Source organism: Plantactinospora solaniradicis (genome assembly GCF_042658085.1).
GTDB lineage: Bacteria > Actinomycetota > Actinomycetes > Mycobacteriales > Micromonosporaceae > Plantactinospora > Plantactinospora solaniradicis.
In genome coordinates, this window is record NZ_JBHSPR010000001.1 from 721410 (window position 1) to 743734 (window position 22325).

The 22325-nt window shown below is 71.3% G+C and carries 23 protein-coding genes; 12 read left to right on the forward strand and 11 right to left on the reverse strand.

Annotated features, from left to right (window positions below):
• The first annotated feature begins 160 nt into the window (after positions 1 to 160).
• The 4 genes from ACFP2T_RS03305 (at position 161) to ACFP2T_RS03320 (ending at position 3134) form a co-directional block, all read left to right on the forward strand.
• Positions 161 to 1081, forward strand: coding sequence for a phosphotransferase (locus ACFP2T_RS03305; RefSeq protein WP_377417057.1), 921 nt, complete (start codon positions 161 to 163; stop codon positions 1079 to 1081).
• A complete protein-coding gene (locus ACFP2T_RS03310) occupies positions 1078 to 1344 on the forward strand; it encodes a hypothetical protein (RefSeq protein ID WP_377417060.1) in 267 nt (88 codons plus the stop codon). Before ACFP2T_RS03305 ends, ACFP2T_RS03310 begins: the two co-directional genes overlap by 4 nt.
• A gap of 159 nt (positions 1345 to 1503) precedes the next feature.
• A complete protein-coding gene (locus ACFP2T_RS03315) occupies positions 1504 to 2343 on the forward strand; it encodes an MBL fold metallo-hydrolase (RefSeq protein ID WP_377417062.1) in 840 nt (279 codons plus the stop codon).
• 77 nt (positions 2344 to 2420) lie between these two features.
• On the forward strand, positions 2421 to 3134 hold the full coding sequence (locus tag ACFP2T_RS03320; RefSeq protein ID WP_377417065.1) for a cellulose binding domain-containing protein: 714 nt from the start codon (positions 2421 to 2423) through the stop codon (positions 3132 to 3134).
• Positions 3135 to 3148: 14 nt separating this feature from the next.
• Here the strand turns inward: ACFP2T_RS03320 and ACFP2T_RS03325 are convergent, their stop codons facing one another.
• From ACFP2T_RS03325 to yczR, 3 genes are all read right to left on the reverse strand, one after another.
• The gene (locus tag ACFP2T_RS03325) at positions 3149 to 3664 is read right to left on the reverse strand and encodes a hypothetical protein (RefSeq protein ID WP_377417068.1); all 516 of its coding nucleotides are present in this window, start codon (positions 3662 to 3664) and stop codon (positions 3149 to 3151) included.
• A gap of 103 nt (positions 3665 to 3767) precedes the next feature.
• Complete coding sequence (locus ACFP2T_RS03330) at positions 3768 to 4607, reverse strand: alpha/beta fold hydrolase (protein ID WP_377417071.1); 840 nt, start codon at positions 4605 to 4607, stop codon at positions 3768 to 3770.
• A 109-nt stretch (positions 4608 to 4716) separates the two neighbouring features.
• Complete coding sequence (yczR, locus tag ACFP2T_RS03335) at positions 4717 to 6207, reverse strand: MocR-like transcription factor YczR (RefSeq protein WP_377417073.1); 1491 nt, start codon at positions 6205 to 6207, stop codon at positions 4717 to 4719.
• A 67-nt stretch (positions 6208 to 6274) separates the two neighbouring features.
• On the opposite strand from yczR, the gene yczE reads away from it, so the two are divergent.
• The gene (gene yczE, locus ACFP2T_RS03340; protein WP_377417075.1) at positions 6275 to 7024 is read left to right on the forward strand and encodes a membrane protein YczE; all 750 of its coding nucleotides are present in this window, start codon (positions 6275 to 6277) and stop codon (positions 7022 to 7024) included.
• On the opposite strand, the gene ACFP2T_RS03345 is transcribed toward yczE, so the two are convergent.
• Together ACFP2T_RS03345 and ACFP2T_RS03350 are read right to left on the reverse strand one after the other, a co-directional pair.
• Positions 6976 to 7722: a sugar phosphate isomerase/epimerase family protein gene (locus ACFP2T_RS03345; RefSeq protein WP_377417873.1), complete on the reverse strand. Its 747-nt coding sequence runs from the start codon at positions 7720 to 7722 to the stop codon at positions 6976 to 6978. The two genes, yczE and ACFP2T_RS03345, sit on opposite strands and share 49 nt — an antisense overlap.
• 170 nt (positions 7723 to 7892) lie before the next feature.
• Positions 7893 to 8858, reverse strand: coding sequence for a Ppx/GppA phosphatase family protein (locus ACFP2T_RS03350; protein ID WP_377417078.1), 966 nt, complete (start codon positions 8856 to 8858; stop codon positions 7893 to 7895).
• Between the two features lie 77 nt (positions 8859 to 8935).
• On the opposite strand from ACFP2T_RS03350, the gene ACFP2T_RS03355 reads away from it, so the two are divergent.
• Positions 8936 to 9835 carry a DUF3109 family protein gene (locus ACFP2T_RS03355; RefSeq protein WP_377417875.1) on the forward strand — a complete coding sequence of 300 codons (900 nt, stop codon included), beginning with the start codon at positions 8936 to 8938 and terminating at the stop codon, positions 9833 to 9835.
• Between the two features lie 89 nt (positions 9836 to 9924).
• Here the strand turns inward: ACFP2T_RS03355 and ACFP2T_RS03360 are convergent, their stop codons facing one another.
• Both ACFP2T_RS03360 and ACFP2T_RS03365 read right to left on the reverse strand, forming a co-directional pair.
• Positions 9925 to 10608 (reverse strand): response regulator, encoded by a 684-nt coding sequence (locus ACFP2T_RS03360; RefSeq protein WP_377417080.1) that lies wholly within the window; start codon positions 10606 to 10608, stop codon positions 9925 to 9927.
• 32 nt (positions 10609 to 10640) lie between these two features.
• Positions 10641 to 11846 carry a sensor histidine kinase gene (locus ACFP2T_RS03365; protein WP_377417877.1) on the reverse strand — a complete coding sequence of 402 codons (1206 nt, stop codon included), beginning with the start codon at positions 11844 to 11846 and terminating at the stop codon, positions 10641 to 10643.
• 313 nt (positions 11847 to 12159) lie between these two features.
• Here ACFP2T_RS03365 and phoU point away from each other — a divergent pair, with 313 nt between their 5' ends.
• A complete protein-coding gene (phoU, locus tag ACFP2T_RS03370) occupies positions 12160 to 12807 on the forward strand; it encodes a phosphate signaling complex protein PhoU (RefSeq protein WP_377417082.1) in 648 nt (215 codons plus the stop codon).
• 66 nt (positions 12808 to 12873) lie between these two features.
• Here the strand turns inward: phoU and ACFP2T_RS03375 are convergent, their stop codons facing one another.
• The gene (locus tag ACFP2T_RS03375) at positions 12874 to 13638 is read right to left on the reverse strand and encodes a phosphoglyceromutase (RefSeq protein WP_377417084.1); all 765 of its coding nucleotides are present in this window, start codon (positions 13636 to 13638) and stop codon (positions 12874 to 12876) included.
• Between the two features lie 191 nt (positions 13639 to 13829).
• Between ACFP2T_RS03375 and ACFP2T_RS03380 the strand changes: the two genes are divergently transcribed.
• From ACFP2T_RS03380 to ACFP2T_RS03390, 3 genes are all read left to right on the forward strand, one after another.
• Positions 13830 to 15245: an MDR family MFS transporter gene (locus ACFP2T_RS03380; protein ID WP_377417086.1), complete on the forward strand. Its 1416-nt coding sequence runs from the start codon at positions 13830 to 13832 to the stop codon at positions 15243 to 15245.
• A gap of 104 nt (positions 15246 to 15349) precedes the next feature.
• Complete coding sequence (locus tag ACFP2T_RS03385; protein ID WP_377417088.1) at positions 15350 to 15871, forward strand: ArsR/SmtB family transcription factor; 522 nt, start codon at positions 15350 to 15352, stop codon at positions 15869 to 15871.
• A 30-nt stretch (positions 15872 to 15901) separates the two neighbouring features.
• A complete protein-coding gene (locus ACFP2T_RS03390) occupies positions 15902 to 16804 on the forward strand; it encodes a M23 family metallopeptidase (RefSeq protein WP_377417091.1) in 903 nt (300 codons plus the stop codon).
• 332 nt (positions 16805 to 17136) lie between these two features.
• On the opposite strand, the gene ACFP2T_RS03395 is transcribed toward ACFP2T_RS03390, so the two are convergent.
• The 3 genes from ACFP2T_RS03395 to mshA all read right to left on the reverse strand — a co-directional run bounded on the left by ACFP2T_RS03395 (position 17137) and on the right by mshA (position 20495).
• A complete protein-coding gene (locus ACFP2T_RS03395; protein ID WP_377417093.1) occupies positions 17137 to 18387 on the reverse strand; it encodes a hypothetical protein in 1251 nt (416 codons plus the stop codon).
• A 185-nt stretch (positions 18388 to 18572) separates the two neighbouring features.
• On the reverse strand, positions 18573 to 19097 hold the full coding sequence (locus ACFP2T_RS03400; protein ID WP_377417096.1) for a type III secretion system chaperone family protein: 525 nt from the start codon (positions 19095 to 19097) through the stop codon (positions 18573 to 18575).
• A 24-nt stretch (positions 19098 to 19121) separates the two neighbouring features.
• Complete coding sequence (gene mshA / locus ACFP2T_RS03405) at positions 19122 to 20495, reverse strand: D-inositol-3-phosphate glycosyltransferase (protein WP_377417098.1); 1374 nt, start codon at positions 20493 to 20495, stop codon at positions 19122 to 19124.
• Positions 20496 to 20680: 185 nt separating this feature from the next.
• Between mshA and ACFP2T_RS03410 the strand changes: the two genes are divergently transcribed.
• On the forward strand, positions 20681 to 21460 hold the full coding sequence (locus ACFP2T_RS03410; protein ID WP_377417101.1) for an SDR family oxidoreductase: 780 nt from the start codon (positions 20681 to 20683) through the stop codon (positions 21458 to 21460).
• On the forward strand, positions 21457 to 22287 hold the full coding sequence (locus ACFP2T_RS03415) for a class I SAM-dependent methyltransferase (protein WP_377417879.1): 831 nt from the start codon (positions 21457 to 21459) through the stop codon (positions 22285 to 22287). The genes ACFP2T_RS03410 and ACFP2T_RS03415 overlap by 4 nt, the downstream gene beginning before the upstream one ends.
• The last annotated feature ends 38 nt before the right edge of the window (positions 22288 to 22325 follow it).

The window sequence follows — 22325 nt, forward strand, 5'->3', positions numbered from 1 at the left end:
GCAGTCGGTTGCGCTCGACTACCCTCGGACGGAGCGCGTCGGGGATCGCGCCGAGACTCGCCGGAAGGCTCGAAGCCACCCTCATTTTTTGTCGGTACGAGCGACGGACACCGAAGCTCTGTTCCGCCCGTGCGAGTCCGGGCGACGAGCGAGGTGTTTCGTGAAGACGCTCCCCGACAACCCGAACCTCGACCACCTGCGCCAACAGGCCAAGGACCTCCTCGCCGGGCTGCGGGACGCGGATCCGACGTCGACCCTGACCCAGGCGCAGGCGGCACTGGCGGAGCAGTACGGCTTCCGCGGTTGGACCGACCTCAAGGCCGAGGTCGACCGTCTGCGCGGACAGGCCGAAGTCGCCGACCGGGCTCTCGCACGGGCGATTGCCGAGCATTACGGCCTGGGTGAGGTCGTCGGCGAGATGCGACCGATCGCCAGGGCCGACGACACGGGCCGCCGATGGTCGCTTGCCACGGACCGGGGCCGGTGGGCCGTACGCACCATGGACACCTGGTGGCCCATCGTCGACGCCGAGACGGACGTCGCCCTGCAACAGGCCGCCGATGCCGCCGGCGTTCTGCTGCCCGCCCCGGTACGGAGCCGGGCGGGCGGCATAGTCGAATCGATCGGCGGGCACAGCTGGCGCGTCTACGAGTGGCTGCACTCCGGACCGCCGCTGTCGGCCCCGGCCAGCTCGTCGGTCACCCGCGAGGTCGGCCGGATCCTCGCCACCATCCACGGACTCGCCCTGCCGGTGGACCGGATCAGCCCATGGCACCACTCCCGCCTCTCCACCGTGGGATGGCCGGAACTGGCGGCCACCGCGACCGCCGCGCGCGCCGGTTGGGCCGCCGCACTGGGCGAGGCCGTACCCACCTTGCTGGATCTCGACGCGATCGCCGCCCCGGACACGCCCGCACCGGAACCAGTGCTGACCCACAACGTTCTCGGCCCGGCGAGCACCCGGCTGACGGCGAGTGGCCGCCTCGTCGTCGTCGGTTGGGAACACGCGGGCGGCCAACCGCCGAGCTGGGAACTGGCCAACGCGTTGCTGGACTGGACCGTCAACCCGGCGGCGGGGTGAACAGGGCCGGCGCCCGCGCCCTGGTCGACGGCTACCGCGCGAGGGCCGGTGCGCTTCCGCCGCTGGACCTGACCATGTTCCGCGGCGCCGTCAACAGCCTCGCCAACTACGTGTTCGGGCAGGTGCGGACCGCCCTCGACACCCACGAGAGGGAAGACCGACGGTACGCCGACCGCAGCGTGCGACATCTGCTGTCGCACCTGCCGACGCGAGCCATCCTGGAACAACTCCTCAGCGTGGCCGTTGCCACGACGCGCCTGTGACACCGGCGCTGATCCCCACAGAACCGGGCGACGCCGGATAACTCACTCCGTACCCACATGATGCTGGCTCCGGCGGGTAAGCGGGCAGTCGAGATGATCGGTGGGCGGAACGTCCCCCGTGGGGCACCCGTGCCACCGCCGGAGACCTGAGGAGTCGTCTTGTCGCTCTGCTACTCCCTCCACGTCGCGCCGCCCAAGCCGACGGCTACCGGCGACCCGGCGCCGGGCGAGAAGCAGCAGACCTGGTCGCCGACCACCGCCACCCTGATATCCGGGGACCGCGACGCGGTGCTGGTGGACGCGCTGATGACCGTGGCCGAGGCGCGGAAGCTGACCGACTGGATAGTCGCCACCGGCAAGAATTTGACCACCATCTACATCACGCACGGCCACGGCGACCACTTCTTCGGCGTGTCGACCGTACTGGAACGCTTCCCGGACGCGCGGGTCGTGGCGACGCCACGGGTGGTGAAGGCCATGCACGAGCAGGTGGGGCCAAAGGTACTGGACGGCTTCTGGCGCCCCCTCTTCCCGGACCAGATCGCCGACCGCCCGGTCGTCGCCGAACCGCTGACGGAGCCCTCCTTCGAGTTGGAGGGCGAGCCACTGATCCCCGTCGAGCTGGGCCACAGCGACACGGACAACACGACCGCCCTGCACATCCCGTCCATCGGGGTCGTGATCGCCGGAGACGCGGTCTACAACGACGTACACCCCTACCTCGCGGAGTCGGCGGACGGCGGGATGGACGCCTGGTTGGTCGCCCTGGAGGTCATCGAGGCGCTGGATCCGCACACTGTGATCGCCGGGCACAAGCGCCACGGCGCCGACGACGGCCCGCACAACATCACGGAGACCCGCCGCTACATCCACGACTTCGCCTCGGCGGCCCGGGACACCGGCACCGCCCTCGAACTGTACGAACAGGTGCTCGCCCAGCATCCCGACCGGGTCAACCCCGGCGTGCTCTGGAACTCCGCCCGAGCCGCCAAGGGGTAGCACGGCGTGCGACAAACTGCGCAACGGCGGGAACGGCTTCCACCAACACCCGCTCGCCGTCGTACCGGTTCACGGGGTTGACGCCCGACACCTCGTACACCTGGATGGTGCGGGCCTCCGACGGCCGCGACCAGAGCGGCTTCTCCGCACCGGTGACCTTCCGGACCGACCCGGCGCCGCAGGACACGGAGCCGCCGAGCCCGCCCGACGCACCGGTGATCTCGGACGTCACCGCCACCACGCTGACGCTGGACTGGGCCCCGTCCACCGACAACGCCTCCGCGCCGACCTACCAACTGCACGCGGACATCGAGGGCACCGGCAGCACCCCGATGGTCGGCGGCCTACCCGAGACCTCGACCCGACTGAACCGGCTCATCCCCGACCTGCACTACCGGTTCCACCTGGTCGCCCGCGACCTCTCGGGCAACGTCTCCGCTCCCTCGCCGACCGCCGGGCAGCGCACCGCCGCCGATCCCACCGCGTCGTGCCGGGCCGGCTACCGACCGGCCACCGCCGGCAGCCCGGCGGCCGTGCTGGTGACCAACACCGGGCCCACACCGCTGTCCGGCTGGTCGGTCCGGTTCAGCTTCCCCGGCGACCAGCAGATCTGGTACGCCTCGCACGCCTGGGCCCAGCACGGGCGGGACGTGGTGCTCTGGTGGTCCGGTTGGGCCGACGAATTCGGCGTGGGCGAGACGGAGGACCTGGCGCTGGAACTCGCACCCGGCACTCCGGCCGTCCCGCTTAGCGGCGTCACCCTGAACGGCGCCCGCTGCACCGAGGACTGACGCCCGGTACGACCTCAGGAGCCCGTACCCGGGGTCCGCAACGGTTTGTCGGCCCTCGGCGGCTCGTACTGCCGGCACGCCTGTCGGGCGCCGCGCATCACCGGACCGTTCTCCGTCGCCCGCAACTGGTCCGACATCGGGAAGTTGCCATCGGCGTCGGGATCGGGGAAGTCCGGTACGCCCTTCTCCCGCATGCACGCGGAATACCGGCGCCGTTGTTGCATCTCCTCGGCCGTCGGCCCGTCCTGCTCCTTGTCATTGGCCTTCTGGCCCCGCACCAAGTCCGCACACGCCTCCGGCACGGAGTAGTCGGAGATGCTGTCCGGGTAGGTCCAGTTGCCCTCGTCGTCCCGGACGGGGTCCGGAAAGTCGGGGTGGCCGTTGGCCCGCATACAGTTCGCGACGTCGGGGGCCGAGGGGGCGTCAGCGGTGAGTGAAGGGGCCACCTGACCATCGGGGTCGCCACCGGTGCAGCCGGCCAGGGCGAGCGTCGCCGCCACGACCGCCACCAGCGTACGTAACTGATTCATCTGCCCAGACTCCCGGCGGGCGGCCGGCACCGCTCCCCCCAAATGTGGCGACCCCCGACCCGATTCTGGGGGACGGACCGAGGAGCCTGAGGTAGTAGTCCGATCAGTCGGCCCGGACCAGCCACTCCAGCATCGCAGGGGTGGCATCGAAGTGGCCGGCGTGTCCGACGTCGGCCCGGGTGGCCAGTGTGGCGCCCGGAATGCGCGCCGCCAGCCACCTGCCGTGGCCGACCGGTACGGCCTCGTCCAACTCGCCGTGCCACAGCCGCACCTGCCGGCTGATGGTCGCGGGGTCGAAGCCCCACGGCAGGCCGAACAGGGCGAGGGTCTCGTCGACCCAACCGGCGATTCCCGGCCGTAGCGCCTCGGCGAACGCCGTACGGACCATCGCGCCGATCTCCGGTCGGGCCAGGATCGCCTGGTCGTTGGCGGGGAGCAGCGACGGCGCGCTCGCGGACGCGTGCGCGCCGAGGTGCGCCGTGAGCGCCTCGACCCCGCGCATCGCCTCGGCGGCGCTGGCCCGGTTGCCCGCCCCCATCCCGTCCGTCCAGTCCAGCCCGTCGGCGTCCCGGGGCGCGAGGCTGGCCAGCGCGGCGGCCCTGACCACCCGGTGCGGGAAGCGGGCCGTGAAGGCGAGCGCGTGGGGCCCGCCGCCGGAGACACCGAAGATCGGGAACCGGGCCATCCCCAGCGCGTCGGCGATGGCGGCGATGTCCTCGGCGGCGTCGACGACCCGGCGGCCGGGTTTCGGGGTGGAGTAGCCGAAGCCCGGCCGGTCGTACGTGATCAGCCGGATCCCGAGCCGCGCGAAGAGTCCCGGGTCGGGGTACCGGGCGAGCCGGCTCATCGGACTGCCACAGACGTAGAGGACCGGCGTGCCGTCCGGCTCGCCCCACTCCTCGACCGCCAGCACCCGACCATCGTTACCGATCACCTTCTGCATGGCCGTAAAGCTAGCCGCGCCCGCCGGCCGGCACCTGACGCGCCGACCGTGGTTCGCTGCCCGCGTAATCCGGTTGGCCCCACGGCGGGCGCCGGACGCCGGACGGCGCTCAGGCGATCCAGTGCGGTCGCCGGGTGCCGGACGACGACGTTGCGGATCCGACGGCGAGTGCGGTCGCCATCCGGCGTACGGCCTCGCGCAGGGTGTTCGGAGACGTGGTGTACGGGATGCGGAGGCGCTGTTCGAAGATGCCCGGATCGGTGGCGAAGTAGCTACCGGCCTCGATCCGCACCCCGTAGTCCAGCGCCCGCTCGGCCAGCACCGAGGCGATGGGCTCGCCCAGGTCGACCCAGAGCGACAGACCGCCGGCCGGCGTCTGCCAACTCCACTGTGGGATCTGCTCGGCCAGGGCGGCGGCCAGCGCGGCACGCTGTTCGCGGATCCGTTCGAGGCGGGGCGGCAACAGTTCGGCCGACCGGGCCAGCAGGGCGAGGGCCAGCAGTTGGTCCACGACCGGTCCGCCCATGTCGGTGGCGACCCGCTGGCCGGCGAGTTCGGTGACCAGCCGCGCCGGGGCGCGCAGCCAGCCGATCCGCAGCCCGGCCCAGTGGGTCTTGCTCATCGAGCCGATGGTGATGACCTGACTGGTCTCGCCGGGAGTGCCGTGGGAGGCGAGCGGCGGCGGAGCCGGAACGTCGAGGGCGAGGTCGGCCAGGGTTTCGTCGACGACCAGCCAGGTGCCGGAGCGTGCCGCCGCCCGCAACAGGCGGACGCGCTCCTGATCGGGCAGGAGGCAACCGGTCGGGTTCTGGAAGTCGGGGATCAGATAGGCCAGCGGGGGAACCGCCTGACGCAGGGTCGACTCGATGATCTCGATGTCCCAGCCGGTGTCGGTCACCGGGACCGGCACGGTACGCAGCCGGGCGCGGCGCATGGCGTCCAGGGCATTCGGGTACGACGGGTTCTCAACCATGATCCGGTCGCCGGGCCGGCACAGCAGCGCCAGGACCAGTGTGAACGCGTGCTGGGCGCCCGAGGTCACCAGGATCTGTTCGGGCACCGTGGCCAGGCCCCGCGCGGTGAATCGCTCGGCCACGGCGGCGCGCAGTTCCGGAAGGCCGTACGGGTGGTAGCCGGGCGTGTGTGCGTGCTCGGCCAACAGCGGCGTGACCTGGACGAGAGCCTCGGTGAGCGTCCGCACCGGCATTGCCGGGGCGGCTCTGGCGAGGTCGATCGCGGTGTCTCCGGACCCGAGGAGCCGGGTGACGCCCTTGGGCGTACGGCCTGCCGGCAGGTCAGTCCAGGTACCGGAGCCCTGCCGGCTGTGCGCGTAGCCACTCTCCCGCAGCAGGTCGTACACGGCGGTGATGGTGGCCCGGCTGGTTCGCAGGGCGGTGGCCAGTTCCCGCTCGGCGGGGAGTCTGACGTGCAACGCGATGCGTCCGTCCAGGATCAGGGTGCTGATCGCCTGGGCCAGGTGCCGGTAGGCGGGCCGCGCTCCGGCCGGGTCGGGCAGCATGCCGGCCAGTTGCCGGCTGCCCAGGGTCCGGTCGGCGTGGTCCGCCCGCTCCACTGACCGGACCGCATCGGCGTCCGCCATGCCATTCTCCCGAAATTGGCCGGGGTTTCTCAGCCAATCACCCTACAGACTCGCTCCCATTGGCCTGATGGCATCCCCGCACCACCTGGAGGCGACCGGCATGGCGCAGCAGATCACGGACCACCACGGGCGGAAGCTCCTTCCGCCGCTCACCTATGTCCGCCTCGGTGAGCGTCCGTTGCGACGCCTTCCCCAGCTCTTCGTCGGACTCGCCCTGTACGGATTCAGCCTCTCCGTCATGGTCCGGGCCGCCCTGGGCGTCAACCCGTGGAGCGTGCTGTACGAGGGCCTGGCCCGGCACACCCCGCTGAGCTTCGGCACGATCAGCGCCGTCGTCGGTGTGCTCGTCCTGCTGCTGTGGATCCCCCTCCGGCAGAGGCCGAGGTTCGGCACCTTCGCCAACATCGTCGTCCTGGCGTGCTCGGCCGACCTCGGTCTCCTGCTCGTCCCGCCGTACCTCGGGTTCCCCGCCCGGGTCGGCCTGCTCGTCGGCGGGATCCTCCTCAACGGACTGGCCGTCGCCGTCTACGTCGGCGCGCGTCTCGGCCCCGGGCCCCGGGACGGCCTGATGACCGGCGCGTCCGCCGCGACCGGGCACTCCATCCGGCTCGTCCGCACCCTGATCGAGATCACCGTGCTCGCCGTGGGCTGGCTGCTCGGCGGGACCGTGGGCGTCGGCACTGTGCTGTACGCGCTCACGGTCGGACCGGTCACGCAGTTCTTCCTGCCCCGGCTCAGCTACCGCAGCGTGGCCGAGCCCTCAGACGGTCAGCGTGGGGAGTGCGCGTCGACCGGGGTCGGCGCGGCCAGGTGCTGACGGGCGAACTCCAGCGCCTCCCGCAGGTCACCCTCCCGGTCGGCCCGGCTCTTCGCCCGGCGGGTGGAGACCTCCACCGCCACCGACCCGGTGAAGCCCCGACCGGACAGCGAGGCCAGCAGTTCACCGCAGGGCTGGGTGCCCCGGCCGGGCACCAGGTGCTCGTCCCGGCCCTCGCCGGTGCCGTCCCCGAGGTGTACGTGGGCCAGCCCGGCCCCCATCTGGTCGGCCATCTCCAGCGAGTCGCTGTGCGAGGCGGCGCAGTGCGACAGGTCCAGGGTGTAGGCGTCGTACCCGGTGTCGGTCGGATTCCAGCCCGGCATGTACGGGACGAACTCCCGCCCCGCCATCCGGACCGGGTACATGTTTTCCACCGCGAACTGGACTCCGGGGTGCTCGGCGCTCAGTTTGCCGATTCCGTCCGCGAACGTCCGGGCGTAGTCGCGTTGCCAGGTGAACGGCGGGTGCACCACCACCGTCGGCGCCTCCAGGGACTCGGCCAGCACCGCCGACCGGCGCAGCCGCTCCCACGGGTCGGAACTCCAGACCCGCTGGGTGACCAGCAGGCAGGGCGAGTGCACCGAGAGCACCGGTACGCCGTAGTGCGCCGCCAGCCCGCGCAACGCCCCCGCGTCCTGGCTCACCGCGTCGGTCCAGACCATCACCTCGACGCCGTCGTAGCCGAGCGCCGCCGCCATCTCGAAGGCGGCCGCCGTCGGCTCGGGAAAGACCGAGGAGCTGGACAGCAGTACGCGGGTGGTCACGTCCTCAGGGTAGCCCCACCGGGAAAACCCCACCGGGGACAAGCCGGCCGGCCGCGCCCATCAGGTCGATGAATCCCCAGCTCAGCACGGCTGCGCCGGCAAAGTCAGACCGTCTCTCTCGGGTCCTGTGCCGGCTCCAGCAGGTCCAGCCGGCGCAGGATGACGCCCTCCCGGAGCGCCCACGGGCAGATGTCCAGCACCTCCACCCCGAACCGGCGCATCACCGCCTCGGCCACGATCGCCCCGGCGAGCAACTGGTGGGCCCGGCGGGCGCTGACCCCTTCCAGTTCCGCGACCTTGCTCGGCGGAATGTGCCGGATGAACCCGATCACCTGCCGCAGCCCGGTCTGGGTCAGGCTGCGCCGGGCCCAGAGCCCGTCGGACGACGGCGCCGCCCCGGCCAACCGGGCCAGGGTCCGGAACGTCTTGCTGGTGGCGGCGACCCGGTCCCACCCGATCTCGGTCATCTCGTCCACCACCGCGTCGAGCATCTCCTCGACGTACTCCTCCAGTTTTGCCACCGCCGCCGCCGACGGGGTGTGGTTGCTGTCCGGACCCACATCCAGCCAGTCCCTGGTCAGCCGGCCGGCGCCGAGCGGCAGCGACTGGGCGAACTCGGGCTCCTCGTCGATCCCGGCCGCCATCTCCAGCGAGCCGCCGCCGATGTCCAGCACCAGCAGCCGACCGGCGGACCAACCGAACCACCGGCGTACGGCGAGGAAGGTCATCCTGGCCTCGTCGGCGCCGGAGAGCACCTGGAGTCGTACCCCTGTCTCGGCCCGGACCCGGGCCAGCACCTGCGGCGCGTTGGTGGCGTCCCGGACGGCGGAGGTGGCGAACGCCAGCACGTCGTCGGCGGTCAGCCGGGCCGCCGCCATCTTCGCCTCGGTCACCGCCGCGACCAGCGCGTCCGCTCCCGCCGTGGTCAACGCACCGTCCCGGCCGATCTGCTCGGCCAGCCGGAGTACGGCCTTTTCCGAGTGGGCCGGCCACGGGTGGGCGCCGTGGTGCGCATCCACCACCAGAAGGTGCACCGTGTTGGAGCCGACATCAAGCACGCCGAGTCGCATGGGAAAGACACTAGACGCAGGTCGCGGGACGATAGCGGGCGTAGGCTGGCCGGGTGGCAGCACGCAACCAGCTCCGGATCCTGGTGGACGACCCCGGCGACCCCCGCAACCGGGAGGTCCCACTCGACTTTCCTCGGGAATGGATCGAGTTCGCCGACCCGGCCGACCCCGAGCATCTGATCCGCGCCGACCTGACCTGGCTGCTGTCCCGCTGGACCTGCGTCTTCGGCCAGGCCTGCCACGGCATCATCGCCGGCCGCGCCGCCGACGGCTGCTGTTCGCACGGCGCCTTCTTCACCGACGCCGACGACGAGAAGCGGGTCCGGGCGGCGGTCAAGCTGCTCACCCCGCAGACGTGGCAGCACTACCGGCGCGGCTTCAAGAACTACACCGAGATGGACTCGGTCGACGGCGAGACGCCGGCCCGGCGTACGGCCACGCAGTCCGACGAGGCGCCCTGTGTCTTCCTCAACGACGCGGACTTCGCCGGTGGGGGCGGGTGTGCGCTGCACGCCCAGGCGTTGCGCGACGGCGTACATCCGCTGGAATACAAGCCGGACGTCTGCTGGCAGCTCCCGGTACGCCGGGACCAGGACTGGGTGAAGCGGCCGGACGACACGAAGGTGCTGGTCTCGACGCTGGGCGAGTTCGACCGGCGCGGCTGGGGCGCGGGCGGGCACGACCTCGACTGGTGGTGCACCTCGTCGCCGGAGGCGCACGTCGGCACCGAGCCGATGTACGTGTCGTACTCCCCGGAGCTGACGGCGCTGATCGGCAAGGCCGCGTACGCCAAACTGGCCGAGTTGTGCGCCGAGCGGGAACGGCGTGGCCTGGTGGCGATGCACCCGGCGACCGCCGGAGCCGATCCGGTGCTCACCACCGGTCCCCAGGAGGGCGGCCGGGAACCGGCCAGCCCGAAGGCCGCCGCCGCTGGCCGCCGCCCCGCGCCACAACGCAACCGCGGCGCCACCCTCTGACCTCCGGCGCCACCCTCTGACCTCCGGCGCCACCCTCTGACCTCCGACGGCGGGCTCCGACCTCCGCCGAGTCGGCCCGCCGGTCCGGCCTACGGCTCGAACTTGTAGCCTAGGCCCCGGACGGTGACGATGAACCGGGGCGTCGACGGCTCCGGCTCGACCTTCGAGCGCAACCGCTTCACGTGTACGTCCAGCGTCTTGGTGTCGCCGACGTAGTCCGCGCCCCAGACCCGGTCGATCAACTGTCCCCGGGTCAGCACCCGCCCCGCGTTGCGGAGCAGCAGCTCCAGCAGTTCGAACTCCTTCAGCGGAAGCTGCACCGCCGAGCCGTCCACGGTCACCACGTGCCGTTCGATGTCCATCCGCACCGGCCCGGCGGCCAGGGTCGGGGTGCCCGGCTCGACGGTCTCGTTGCCACGCCGCCGGAGTACGGCCCGAACCCGGGCGACCAGCTCGCGCGGCGAGTACGGCTTGGTGACGTAGTCGTCGGCGCCGATCTCCAGCCCGACCACCTTGTCGATCTCGCTGTCCCGGGCGGTGACCATGATGATCGGCACCTGGGAACGCTGGCGGAGCTGACGGCACACCTCGGTGCCGGACATCTCCGGCAGCATCAGGTCGAGCAGCACGATGTCCGCGCCGGTGCGGTCGAACTCGGTCAGCGCGGCGGTGCCGGTCGCCGCCGCCGAGACCTCGAATCCTTCCTTACGCAGCAGGTAGGAGAGGGCGTCCGAGAACGACTCCTCATCCTCGACCACGAGTACGCGGGCCACGGACTTTCCTTTCTCTGTCGGTACGGCCGGAACTATCCGAACGAACCGGTTTCGATCTCAACTGACGGGGCTGGCGGTAGGAAGGCGTCTGGTGGACGTGCGGGGAGCCGGAGGGTGAACGTCGAGCCACCCCCAAGAGTGCTGGAGACCTCCACCCGACCGCCATGGTTGGTGGCGATGTGTTTGACGATCGCCAACCCGAGGCCGGTCCCGCCGGTCTGCCGCGACCGGGCCTGGTCGGCCCGGTAGAACCGCTCGAAGATCCGGTCCACGTCGTCCGGGGCGATGCCGATGCCCTGGTCGGCGACGGAGATCTCGATGTGCTCGGCGCTGCTCCGGACGGTCACCGTCACCTGGGTCCGTTCGCCGGAGTAGGCGATCGCGTTCTCCACCAGGTTGCTGACGGCGGTGGCCATCTGGCTGTCGCTGCCGTACACCGTCAGGTCGCGTTCGCCCTCGACGACGACGGTGACCTCCCGGGCGGAGGCGGCGGTACGGGTCCGGTCCAGCACCTCGGCGGTGACCCAGTCCAGCGAGACCGGGTCCGGGGCGGGGAGCGGCTCGGCACCCTGCAACCGGGTGAGTTCGAGCAGTTCGTTGACGAGTTTGCCGAGCCGGGTCGACTCGTGCTGGATCCGTACGGCGAATCGGCGGGCGGCCGCCACGTCCTCGGACGGGTCGAACACGCCGTTTCCGGGGGTCTGGTCGGTGGCGTCCAGCAGCGCCTCGGCGAGCAGTTGCAGCGCGCCGATCGGGGTCTTCAGCTCGTGGCTGACGTTGGCGACGAAGTCCCGGCGTACCCGGGCGACCCGGTGCGACTCGGTGACGTCGGCCGCCTCGACGGCGATGTACCCGGAGCCCAGGCCCATCGCCCGGAGGTGTACGCCGAGCGGGTCGGACATCCCGCCCTCGCGTCCGCGCGGCAGGTCCAGTTCCACCTCCCGGCGTACGCCGGTCCGCCGTACCTGTCCGGCGAGGGTGCGGATGATCGGATGCGCGGCGACCGTGCCGGGGGCGGTGCCGACCCGGAGCAGACCCATCGCCCGAGCGGCGGGGTTGACCAATACTGGGACATCATGGGCATCGAGGACAACCACCCCGACCCGGAGCGAATCAAGACTCTTCCGGCCGAGTCCGGGCAGGCCGGCGGCCATTTCGTCGTTGGCGATCGCCGGCCTCCTGTTGCCTAGTGCGCCACCCCTGCTGGAGGCGACGCCACCCGACCTGAACCGGCCCACGATCCGGTGACGGAGCGGATTGAGGGCCAGGCCGAGGCCAAGCCCTGCGAGCACACCCACGACCACCCCCCACTCCACGCGGCGATCGTAGGGTCATCGTTAACCTATCGACCAGGCAAAATTGGGCGAATCACGCTCGCAACCAGGAATGTTCACCCACCGGTCCAGTGCCGTTCACCGATGTTCACCCCGGCGCCGCCGGATCGCCCTACCGTGGGCGGCACCCAACCATCCGTACCGCCGCAGTCGGTCCGCCGGTGCGGCATCCGTACGGCAATCCCCCCGACCACGGCGAACCCAGTGGGACGTGATCATGCGCGAGGAATTCCGGATCGACCTGAACATCGTGAGCCAGTTGCTGGTGGACATGGCGGAAGCGGTCCGTGCCGCCATGCGCCAGGCCACCCGGGCACTGCTCACCGCCGACCGGAAAGCCGCCGAGGACGTGATCGCCCGGGACGCGGAGATCGACTCCCTCTACCGGCAGATCGAGGAGCGGGTCTGCGACCTGCTGGCCCGGCAGGCCCCGGTCGCCTCCGACCTGCGGGCCCTGGTCACGGCCCTGCACGTCGCCGCCGACCTGGAACGGATGGGCGATCTCGCCGACCACGTGGCGAAGACCGCCGTACGCCGGCACCCGTCGCCGGCCGTACCGGCGGAGCTGCGCAAGGTCTTCACCGAGATGGCCGCCGTCGCGGACCGGATCGCCAACAAGATCGCCACGGTGCTCTCCAAGCCCGACGCCACCCTCGCGGCCGAACTGGAGCAGGACGACGACGCGATGGACGACCTCCACCGCGAACTCTTCGCGCTCCTCCTCGCCGACGACTGGCCGTACGGCGTCGAAACCGCCATCGACGGCACCCTGCTCGGCCGCTTCTACGAGCGCTACGCCGACCACGCCGTCAACGCCGGCCGCCGCGTCGTCTACCTCGTCACCGGCGAAACCATCACCGACTGAAGTGCAAGGAAGGGCCCCTTCTTATCGCTTTTTGCATAAGAAGGGGCCCTTCTTAACACCTATGCTCTAGCGGCCCTGGTTGGCGACGGCGGCGGCGGCCTCCTTCGCGGCCTCGGGGTCGAGGTAGGCGCCGCCGGCCACCAGCGGACGCATCGACCGGTCGAGGTCGTAGCGCAGCGGAATGCCGGTCGGGATGTTGAGCTTGGCGATCGCCTCGTCGGAGATGCCGTCGAGGTGCTTGACCAGGGCCCGCAGCGAGTTGCCGTGCGCGGCGACCAGCACGGTCCGGCCAGCCAGGACGTCCGGGACGATCGAGTCGAACCAGTACGGCAGCATCCGGTCGACGACGTCCTTCAGGCACTCCGTCTTCGGCATCAGCTCGGGCGGGAGCAGGGCGTAGCGCGGGTCGCCGGCCTGGGACCACTCGTCGCCGTCGGCGATCGGCGGCGGCGGAGTGTCGTACGAGCGGCGCCAGAGCATGAACTGCTCCTCGCCGTACTCGGCCAGGGTCTGCTTCTTGTCCTTGCCCTGTAGTGCGCCGTAGTGCCGCTCGTTCAGCCGCCAGGACCGGCGTACCGCGATCCAGTGCCGGTCGGCGGCGTTCAGGGCCAGTTCGGCGGTGCGGATCGCCCGGCGCAGCACGCTGGTGTGCAGCACGTCCGGCAGCAGGTTGTGCTCGCGCAGCAGTTCACCGCCGCGTCGGGCCTCGCTCTCGCCCTTGGCGGTGAGGTCCACGTCGACCCAGCCGGTGAAGAGATTCTTGGCGTTCCAGTCGCTTTCGCCATGCCGGAGCAGCACCAACGTGCCCACCGCGGCTCCCTCGCCCGCCACCGTGGATCCTCCCGGCTCAGTCCTCGTGCTCGCAGTCATGCGCATCATCCTGCCGGAACCGTCGAGCAGGCACGCGGCGACCCAGGGTGACGACCGACACGTGGAAAAACGGATGACCGGTCAGGACCTGTCCGACTAGCTTCGTAAGGAATACAAGAACAAATGGTCATTACCGGACGGGGGGCGGCCGGGTGCGGACGGTTCGAGATTGGTTCCAGGACACCACTGGTGGACTACCCAGGACGTTCTGGTACCTCTGGACCGGCACCCTGATCAACCGCCTCGGCTCCTTCGTGATCATCTTTTTGGCGATCTACCTGACCGAGGTACGCGGGTTCGACGAGTTCCAGGCCGGGCTGGTGCTCGGCCTCTGGGGAGCCGGCGGCGCGGCCGGCACGCTCACCGGCGGTGTCCTGGCCGACCGCTGGGGACGCCGCCCCACCCTGCTCACCGCCCACCTGGGCGCGGCCACGATGATGCTGGCCCTCGGGTTCGCCCGGGAACTGTGGATGGTCGCACTCGGGGCCCTGCTGCTCGGGATGTTCGCCGAGGCGGCCCGCCCGGCCTTCTCCGCGATGATGATCGACGTCGTGCCGGAGCGGGACCGGCTGCGCGCCTTCACGCTCAACTATTGGGCGATCAACCTGGGCTTCGCCTGCGCGGCGACCCTCGCCGGGCTGGCCGCCGAGGCCGGTTACCTGCTGCTCTTCGTCGTCGACGCGGCGACCACCCTGACCACCGCAGCGGTCATCTTCCTGAAGGTGGGCGAGACGCGGTCGGCGCGCGGCGGCCAGCAGCCGCAGGCCCAGGCCCACGGCCAGCAGTCCCAGGCCCACGGCCAGCAGTCCCAGGCCCACGGCCGGCAGCCCCAGGCCCACGGCCAACCGACCGCCCCGCTGGCGGCTCCGCATCGCGGCGGTCTGCGTACGGCCCTGTCCGATCGGGTGTTCGTCGGCTTCGTGGCCCTGAACGTCCTACTCGCGCTGGTCTTCATGCAGCACGTCTCGATGCTGCCGATCGCGATGAGCCAGGACGGGCTGTCGCCGTCGACCTTCGGGGCGGTGATCGCGGTCAACGGGGTGCTGATCGTGGCCGGGCAGCTCTTCGTACCCCGGCTGATCCGGGGGCGCAGTCGGTCCCACGTACTGGCCCTGGCCGCGCTGGTCGTCGGGGTCGGCTTCGGCCTGACCGCGTTCGCGGACGCGGCCTGGTTCTACGTGCTGACGGTCCTGATCTGGACGCTCGGCGAGATGTTGAACTCGCCGTCCAACTCGACCCTGATCGCCGAGCTGTCGCCGTCGGCGCTGCGCGGCCGGTACCAGGGGGTCTTCTCGCTCTCCTGGTCGTTGGCGACGTTCGCGGCCCCGGTCGCCGGCGGCTTCGTCCGGGATCGGCTCGGCGACTCGGCGCTCTGGATCGGCTGCGCGGCCATCGGCGGCGTGGTGGCGGTGGCCCACCTGCTCTCCGGTCCGGCCAGGGAGCGCCGGGCCGCCGAGCTGCGTACGCCGCCGACCAGTCCCGCTCCACGGAGCACCACGCCGACCGGTCCCGCCGGACAGGGCACCGCGCTGGCCGGCACCGGCACGGGTACCGGCACCGGCGTCTGACCCCCGCACCGACCGGCCTATCCGGACCTGTCGTTGCCGGGTCAGGCATCAGGTCAGGCGAAGTCGACTGGCCGGATCTTACGTAATTACGTAAACTCGAAAACATGACGCTGGAGGAGCGGGTAGCGGAGCTGGAACGCCGGCTCGACACCCTGGAGCAACGGACCGGCGGAGACGGGCCCCAACCGCACCGGCGGCCGACCGACGGCGACTTCTGGGCCCTGCAGGGTCTGAAGGCGCAACTGGCGGAGCACGGCGCCGAGCAGGGCGGCGTCCTGTTCACCGGCTCGGTCCGGCTACCGACCCACGACCGGTACGACTGGCAGTACGCCCTGCCGACGGAGGCGCTCCTCGACGCCGAGGAGCGCTGGACGGAGGCGGCGGAATCCTTCGCCGCGCTCGGCCATCCGGTCCGGATGCGACTGCTCCGCGAAATTCTGGGCGGCCGCCGCACCGTCGCCGAGCTGACCGCGCTCGACGGCATCGGCACCACCGGACAGGCGTACCACCATCTGCGGCAACTGACCGCCGCGGGCTGGCTGCACAACCCGGGCCGGGCGCGCTACGAGGTGCCGCCGGGCCGGGTCGTCCCGCTGCTGGTGGCGTTGGCCGCCGCCCGCCCCTGAACCGGGCACCGCCCTCGAAAGGAGAACCTGATGCTCAAGACACTGATGATCCTGCACCGCTGTTGCTGGGCGTCGTTCCTGGTAATCCTCGTGGCAGGGTTCTTCCTCGACTTCTCCTCGCTCTGGGGATGGCTGGTGATCGCGGCCGCCATCGCCGCACGATTCGTGATGGGCCGACTGCTCAAGCCGTCCACCGAGGAAGCCGCCGATCCCCCGCGACCGGTCGAGGTACTGGCACCGGTCACCGGCCGCTGGTCGGCACTGAACAGCCCGGGGAGCAAGGTGCCGAGTCACGGCACCCGGGCCTACGGTCAGGCGTACGCGATCGACGTGCTCGCGGAGCCGGAGGACCGGGTCCGCCCAAGCTTCGGTTGGTGGCCGGTGGCCCGGCGCAACCGGGACTTCCCGGCGTTCGGGGCGCCGCTGCTGGCGGTCGCCGACGGCACCGTGGTCCGCGCCGTCGACCGCAACCGCGACCATCTGAGCCGCAACTCGTTCCCGGCCCTGCTGTACCTCGTCGTCGAGGGACTGTTCCGGGAAATCGCCGGCTCCGGCCAGATCCTCGGCAACCATCTGATTCTGGATCTTGGCAATGGGACCTACGCCGCGTACGCCCATCTACGTCGGGGCTCACTACTCGTCGGTAAGGGCGATCGGGTCCGGGCCGGGCAACCGGTGGCACAGTGCGGAAACTCCGGCAACTCCACCGAGCCGCACGTGCACTTCCAACTGATGGACAATCCGGATCTTGACGTGGCCCGGGGAATTCCGTTCACCTGGCGCGGCCTCGGCGTACCGGCCAACGGTGAGGTTTTCTCGGTCGACCCGGCACAAGGTGCGGGCCCGGCACAAGCCGGCCCGGCGCAACCTGCGGGCCCGACACGCTCGACGGAGCGCGCTCAGCCGGCGGAACAGGCAGAAGTGACCCGGTAAAAGAATGGACCGGCGGCGGCGGGCGACGTTCACCCCCGTAAACGTCGCCCGCACACACCGCCGGTTACAGGTGGCCGCGCCGTCCCCCAACGGCTCATGCGCCACCCGTCCCCCTGCGCCGTCACTCGGTGCACGAATCTGATCGATCCGCGGTTCCCCCGAACTTTTCCGAGCGTGGCGCGTGCAATAACGTTAGTTGTCGCCGGATCAGCCACACAACCCGGTATCTCTGTCTCGCCGATCACACCGGGTGAGAGCGGTCGATCTCAGCGCCTCGTAGAGCACAACCACTCTGAGGTGCGGAGACATTCCCGCTCACCCCGCCGACGCTCTCACCCGTCCTCGCGATCCGGCGATTCGGTACGGAAGAAGTTGCTCTGCCGACCGTCGGAAAGCTGCTCCTGGTAAATGAAGTTCAATCCTCGCAGGTCGAACGTGTGGAACCACTCGTCCCAGCTAACCGGCTTCAGTCGTCCGCCTTCCCGCCAACCGGGGAAGTCAAACGTCAGTACGCCGAGTCGACCTTCGCGCTCGGTGCCCTCGATTGTCGCCGGTTGGGCGTTTCGGCCCTCGGCCCAGCGCCGGATGACATCGTGCTCCCGGGTCACCAGGCTCCGCCCCGGCCGCTCGGGCTGATCCTGCGGCGAGGAGATCGGCTGGGCGTACTTCAGGGACTTGGACTGCCCGCTCCCCTGCCCGCCCCCGGCCGACGCGGCCTTCCGCGCCCCGCCCGGGGCCCGGGCCCCGCCGGTGGCCTTCGCCGTCTTGGTGGCGCCCCGGGCGGCGCTGCTCTTCCGCGCGGGTGCCGTCGCGGTCTTGCGCGTGGATGCCGTCGCGCTCTTCCGCGCGGGTGCCGTCGCGCTCTTCCGCGCTCCGGTGGCCTTCCGTGCGGATGGACTGGTCGTGCCACCGCCCGCCGCCGTCGCCTTCCGGACCGTGGCGGTGGTCGTCCGGCTCGCCCCGGTGGTCTTCCTGGCCGCGGCGGTGGTCTTCCGCGCCCCGGTCGTCTTGCGGGCGGTCGTGGTGCTCTTCCGCGCCCCGGTCGTCTTGCGGGCGGTCGTGGTGCTCTTGCGCGCCCCGGTCGCCTTCCGGGCCGGGGCGGTGGTGCTCTTGCGCGCCCCGGTGGTCTTGCGCGCGGCCGTGGTGGTCTTACGGGCTCCGGTCGCCTTCCGGGCCGGCGCCGTGGTCGTCCTGCGCGCCCCGGTCGTCTTGCGCGCGGCCGACACGGTCTTGCGGGCCGGCGCCTTCTTCGCGGCAGCCGTTCTGGCCGGCGCCTTCTTCGCGGTGGCCTTCCTGGCCGGCGCCTTCTTCGCGGTGGCCTTCTTCGCCGGCGCCTTCTTCGCGCTCACCCGCTTCGATGCCGCCGCGCTCACCCGCTTGGATGCCGATGTGCTCGCCCGCTTCGATGCCGCCGCGCTCACCCGCTTGGTTGGCGACGCGCCGGCCCTCTTCACTGCGGTGCCGCCTCGGCTCTCCGCCCGCAGGGTCCGGACCAGGCTCTTCACCAGGTCCATCTTGCGAAGCGCGGATATGCCCGAAATGCCACGCTTCCTGAGCTGCCCCCGGATGTCGTCGGCCTTCATGGAGCCGATTTTGCTCTCGTTGATCTCGGCCGTAGTGCTGGCTCGGCGCCTCGTGGCGGTCGCGGTTGCGCCGCGACCGGAACTGTTCCGTTGGACCATGAGATCCTCACGCTCCCTACCCAGTCTGTCCTCGGCAGGCGGCACGGTCATCGCTGCGTGCGGGTGCCGCCGCGGGGGCATACCCGTCAGGGGCGGTCCAAATCCGAGTTTTCCACCGCCGACCGCTCGAAGAGGTGCGCGAACGCCCGCAGGTTCGCCAGGGATTCCCCCCGCTTCACCCGCCACTCCCACTCACGGCGGATCGCCGAACCGAACCCGATCTCGAGCATGGTGTCGAACGACTCGTCCGCGTACGTCAGCACCGAGCCGAACAACCGGTCCAACTCGTCCTCGTGCACCCCGGACAGCCCCACCCGGCCGGTGAGGTAGATGTCGCCGACGGCGTCGACGGAGAACGCCACTCCGTACATCCGGGCGTTGCGCTGCAACAGCCAGGTCCAGAGTTCCTCGCGCCGTTCGTCCGGCTGCCGCATGACGAACGCCTCGACCCGGAGCGCGTGCTCACCGACGATCAGGTTGCAGACCGTCTTGAGTTTGTGCGTACCCGGCAGGGTGACGGCGTACGAGAACTCACCCGTCGACTCGCAACTCAACTGCCGCTCGGCGCACACCGACTCGATCAGGCGCCCGATTTCGGCCCGGGACCTCATATCCGCCACCTTCCCGGCCCTGCCTCAGCAGGTTGCCAGTGGCAGCGCCGCCGCCCCGTCCGCCATCTCGGAGACGATCTGGTTGCGCTGCTCCGCCACCGCCTCACGGTAGACCGCCAGCAGTCCGGCGGCCGTACGTGCCCAGGAGAAGGCGCGGGCGTGCTCGACCGCGCCCCGGGACAACTCGGCACGCCACCCGGGCGCGGCCAGCAGTCCGGTGAGCGTCCGGGCCCAGTCCAGCGGGTCGTGCCCGTCGACGAGCACCCCGCTCACCCCGTCCCGAACGGCGGTGACCAGGCCACCAACGGCGGCAGCCAGTACCGGCGTACCGCAGGCCTGCGCCTCCAGGGCGACCAGGCCGAACGACTCGTTGTGCGAGGGCACCGCCACCAGGTCGGCCGCCCGGTAGAGGGCCGGCAGGTCGTCACCGGTCTGCGGCGGCAGGAACCGCACCGCGTCGTCGATGCCCAGCTTGGCGGCCAGCTCGATCAGCGCGGTCGGCCGGTCCAGGCCGGTTCCGCTCGGCCCGCCCGCGACCACCACGGTGACCGTCTCGGCCAGCCGGGGCTCCCGGCCGCGCAGCTCGGCAAACGCGTGCAGCAGCACGTCCGGCGCCTTGAGCGGCTGGATCCGGCCGACGAACGCCACGATCGTGCCCCGTTCGGGCAGCCCGAGCCGGCGTCGCGCGGCGAGCCGGACGTCCGCCTCCCGGCCGACCGGGGCTGGTGTGAAGCGGTCCAGGTCGACCCCGGGCTCCACCACCTCGACCTGGGCCGGGTCCGCGCCGTACCGGGCGATCAGGTCGCGGGCCTCGACCTCGGTGTTCGCGACCAGCCGGTTGGCCTCGGCCACCACCTGCTCCTCGCCGATCACCCGGGCCTTCGGCTCGGGCCGGTCCCCCTCCGCGAGCCGGGCGTTCTTCACCTTGGCCAGGGTGTGCGCCGTGTGCACCAGCGGAACCCCCCAGCGCTCCTTGGCCAGCCAGCCGACCTGCCCGGAGAGCCAGTAGTGCGAGTGGATCAGGTGGTAGAAGCCGGGCGGTCGGGCGGCCTCGGCCCGCAGCACCCCGGCGGTGAAGGCACAGAGCTGGCTCGGCAGTTCCTCCTTGGCCAGCCCTTCGAACGGCCCCGACGTGATGTGCCGGACCATCACCCCGGGCGCCATCTCGACCGTCGGGGGCAGGTCACTGGAGGTGGCCCGGGTGAAGATCTCGACCTCGACGCCGGCTTCGGCCAGCCGTCGGGAAACCTCCACGATGTAGACGTTCATGCCGCCCGCGTCGCCCGTGCCGGGTTGGTGCAGCGGTGAAGTGTGTACGGACAAAGTGGCGATCCGTCGTGGCGTCGGCCACGGTTGGGTACCTCGCTGCCGGGCAACGCCGGTGTGCAGTTCCGCCACGTCCGCTCCTTCTGTCACGGTTGTTACGCCATCCCGCACGACCGGGGTACCGCAAAGAGCAACCACCTCGATGAGTGTCATCTTCCCGATCGGGCGACGGCCAATCGTCCGGGCGTCCGTGGAGGTGACCGACCTCATTCGGGCCCAGATCACGGTGTCGGGTCAGGTTGGGCCAGAATGTCCCGATGACCTCTGTCGCGATCGTCACCGGCGCGTCCAGCGGAATCGGCGCCGCCACCGCCCGCCGGCTCGCCGCCGAGGGCTTCCACGTCCTGGCCACCGCCCGGCGCGCCGACCGGCTCGACGCGCTCGTCGAGGAGATCCGTTCCGCCGGTGGGACGGCCACCGCACAGGTCTGCGACGTCACCTCCGACGAGTCGGTGGCGGAGCTGGCCGCAGCCGTACGGGACCTGCCCGGCCCGGCCACCCTGCTGGTCAACAACGCCGGCGGCGCCCGGGGGCTGGATCCGGTCGAGTTGGGCTCGGTCGCCGACTGGCAGTGGATGTACGACGTGAACGTGCTCGGCACCCTCCGGGTCACCCAGGCGCTGCTTCCCGCGCTGGAATCGTCCGGCGCCGGCACCGTCGTGGTGCTCAGCTCCACCGCCGGCCTGATCGTGTACGAGGGCGGCGGTGGCTACGCGGCGGCCAAGCACGCGCAGACGGCGTTGGCCGAGACCCTGCGGCTGGAACTCTGTGGACGGCCGATCCGGGTGATCGAGATCGACCCGGGGATGGTCCGGACCGACGAGTTCGGACTGGTCCGGTTCGGCGGCGACGCCGATCGCGCGGCGGCGGTCTACGCCGGGGTGGCCGAACCGCTGGTCGCCGACGACGTCGCCGACTGCATCGCCTGGTGCGCCACCCGGCCGCAGCACGTCAACGTCGACCGGCTGGTGGTGCGCCCACTGGCCCAGGCGGCCCAGCACAAGGTGCACCGGGTCCAACCCGACACCGGAAGCTGAAGCCCGCCGTGCCGGCCGCGCGCTCGCGCCCCGTCGGCGCGGTGACCCGGGGGACCACGAACCCCAACCGGCTGCGCCGGGTGGACAACTGGATCGCGGCCACCTGCGCGGACCTGATCCGCGACACCCCGGACCCGCTGGTGGTCGACCTCGGCTACGGGGCCAGCCCGGTCACCGTGGTCGAGCTGCGCGCCCGGTTGGCCGCCGCCGTCCGGCCGGACGTCCGGGTGGTCGGGCTGGAAATCGATCCGGTACGCGTCGACGCCGCCGCACCCGCCGCCGACCCCCCGGGGCTGACCTTCGGCCGGGGCGGGTTCGAGCTGGCCGGGCTCCGCCCGATCCTGGTCCGGGCGTTCAACGTCCTCCGCCAGTACGCCGAACCCGAGGTCGTACCGGCGTGGCGGACCATGACCGGTGCGCTGCAACCGGGCGGCGTACTGGTCGAGGGGACCTGTGACGAGCTGGGCCGGTTGGCCGCGTGGTTGCTCGTCGACCCGGTCGGCCCGCGCTCGCTGACCCTGGCCGCCCGGCTGTCCACACTCGATAGTCCGGGCTCGCTGGCCGAACGGCTGCCGAAGGCGCTGATCCACCACAACGTTCCCGGTGCCGGGGTACACGCGCTGATCCGGGCGCTGGAGGACGGCTGGCGCGACGCCGCCCCGTACGCCACCTTCGGTCCCCGGCAACGCTGGCTGCGTACGGTGGAATCCGTCCGGGCGGCCGGCTGGCCCGTCCTGGACCGGCCGGCGCGGTGGCGGCTCGGCGAGGTCACCGTCGCCTGGGCGGCCGTCGCCCCGCCCGGTACGGCCGCCCCGTCGTCGTCCTGAGCAGGTTCCGGCACGGCAGGCTGCTGATCGGCCGAGTG

Excerpts from the sequence above, each read along its gene's own strand:
- ACFP2T_RS03325 (WP_377417068.1), bottom strand. The coding sequence starts at position 3,664 with ATGAATCAGTTACGTACGCTGGTGGCGGTCGTGGCGGCGACGCTCGCC.
- ACFP2T_RS03330 (WP_377417071.1), bottom strand. The coding sequence starts at position 4,607 with ATGCAGAAGGTGATCGGTAACGATGGTCGGGTGCTGGCGGTCGAGGAG.
- yczR (WP_377417073.1), bottom strand. The coding sequence starts at position 6,207 with ATGGCGGACGCCGATGCGGTCCGGTCAGTGGAGCGGGCGGACCACGCC.
- yczE (WP_377417075.1), top strand. The coding sequence starts at position 6,275 with ATGGCATCCCCGCACCACCTGGAGGCGACCGGCATGGCGCAGCAGATC.
- ACFP2T_RS03345 (WP_377417873.1), bottom strand. The coding sequence starts at position 7,722 with ATGGCGGCGGCGCTCGGCTACGACGGCGTCGAGGTGATGGTCTGGACC.
- ACFP2T_RS03350 (WP_377417078.1), bottom strand. The coding sequence starts at position 8,858 with ATGCGACTCGGCGTGCTTGATGTCGGCTCCAACACGGTGCACCTTCTG.
- phoU (WP_377417082.1), top strand. The coding sequence starts at position 12,160 with ATGCGCGAGGAATTCCGGATCGACCTGAACATCGTGAGCCAGTTGCTG.
- ACFP2T_RS03385 (WP_377417088.1), top strand. The coding sequence starts at position 15,350 with ATGACGCTGGAGGAGCGGGTAGCGGAGCTGGAACGCCGGCTCGACACC.
- ACFP2T_RS03390 (WP_377417091.1), top strand. The coding sequence starts at position 15,902 with ATGCTCAAGACACTGATGATCCTGCACCGCTGTTGCTGGGCGTCGTTC.
- ACFP2T_RS03395 (WP_377417093.1), bottom strand. The coding sequence starts at position 18,387 with ATGAAGGCCGACGACATCCGGGGGCAGCTCAGGAAGCGTGGCATTTCG.
- ACFP2T_RS03400 (WP_377417096.1), bottom strand. The coding sequence starts at position 19,097 with ATGAGGTCCCGGGCCGAAATCGGGCGCCTGATCGAGTCGGTGTGCGCC.
- ACFP2T_RS03410 (WP_377417101.1), top strand. The coding sequence starts at position 20,681 with ATGACCTCTGTCGCGATCGTCACCGGCGCGTCCAGCGGAATCGGCGCC.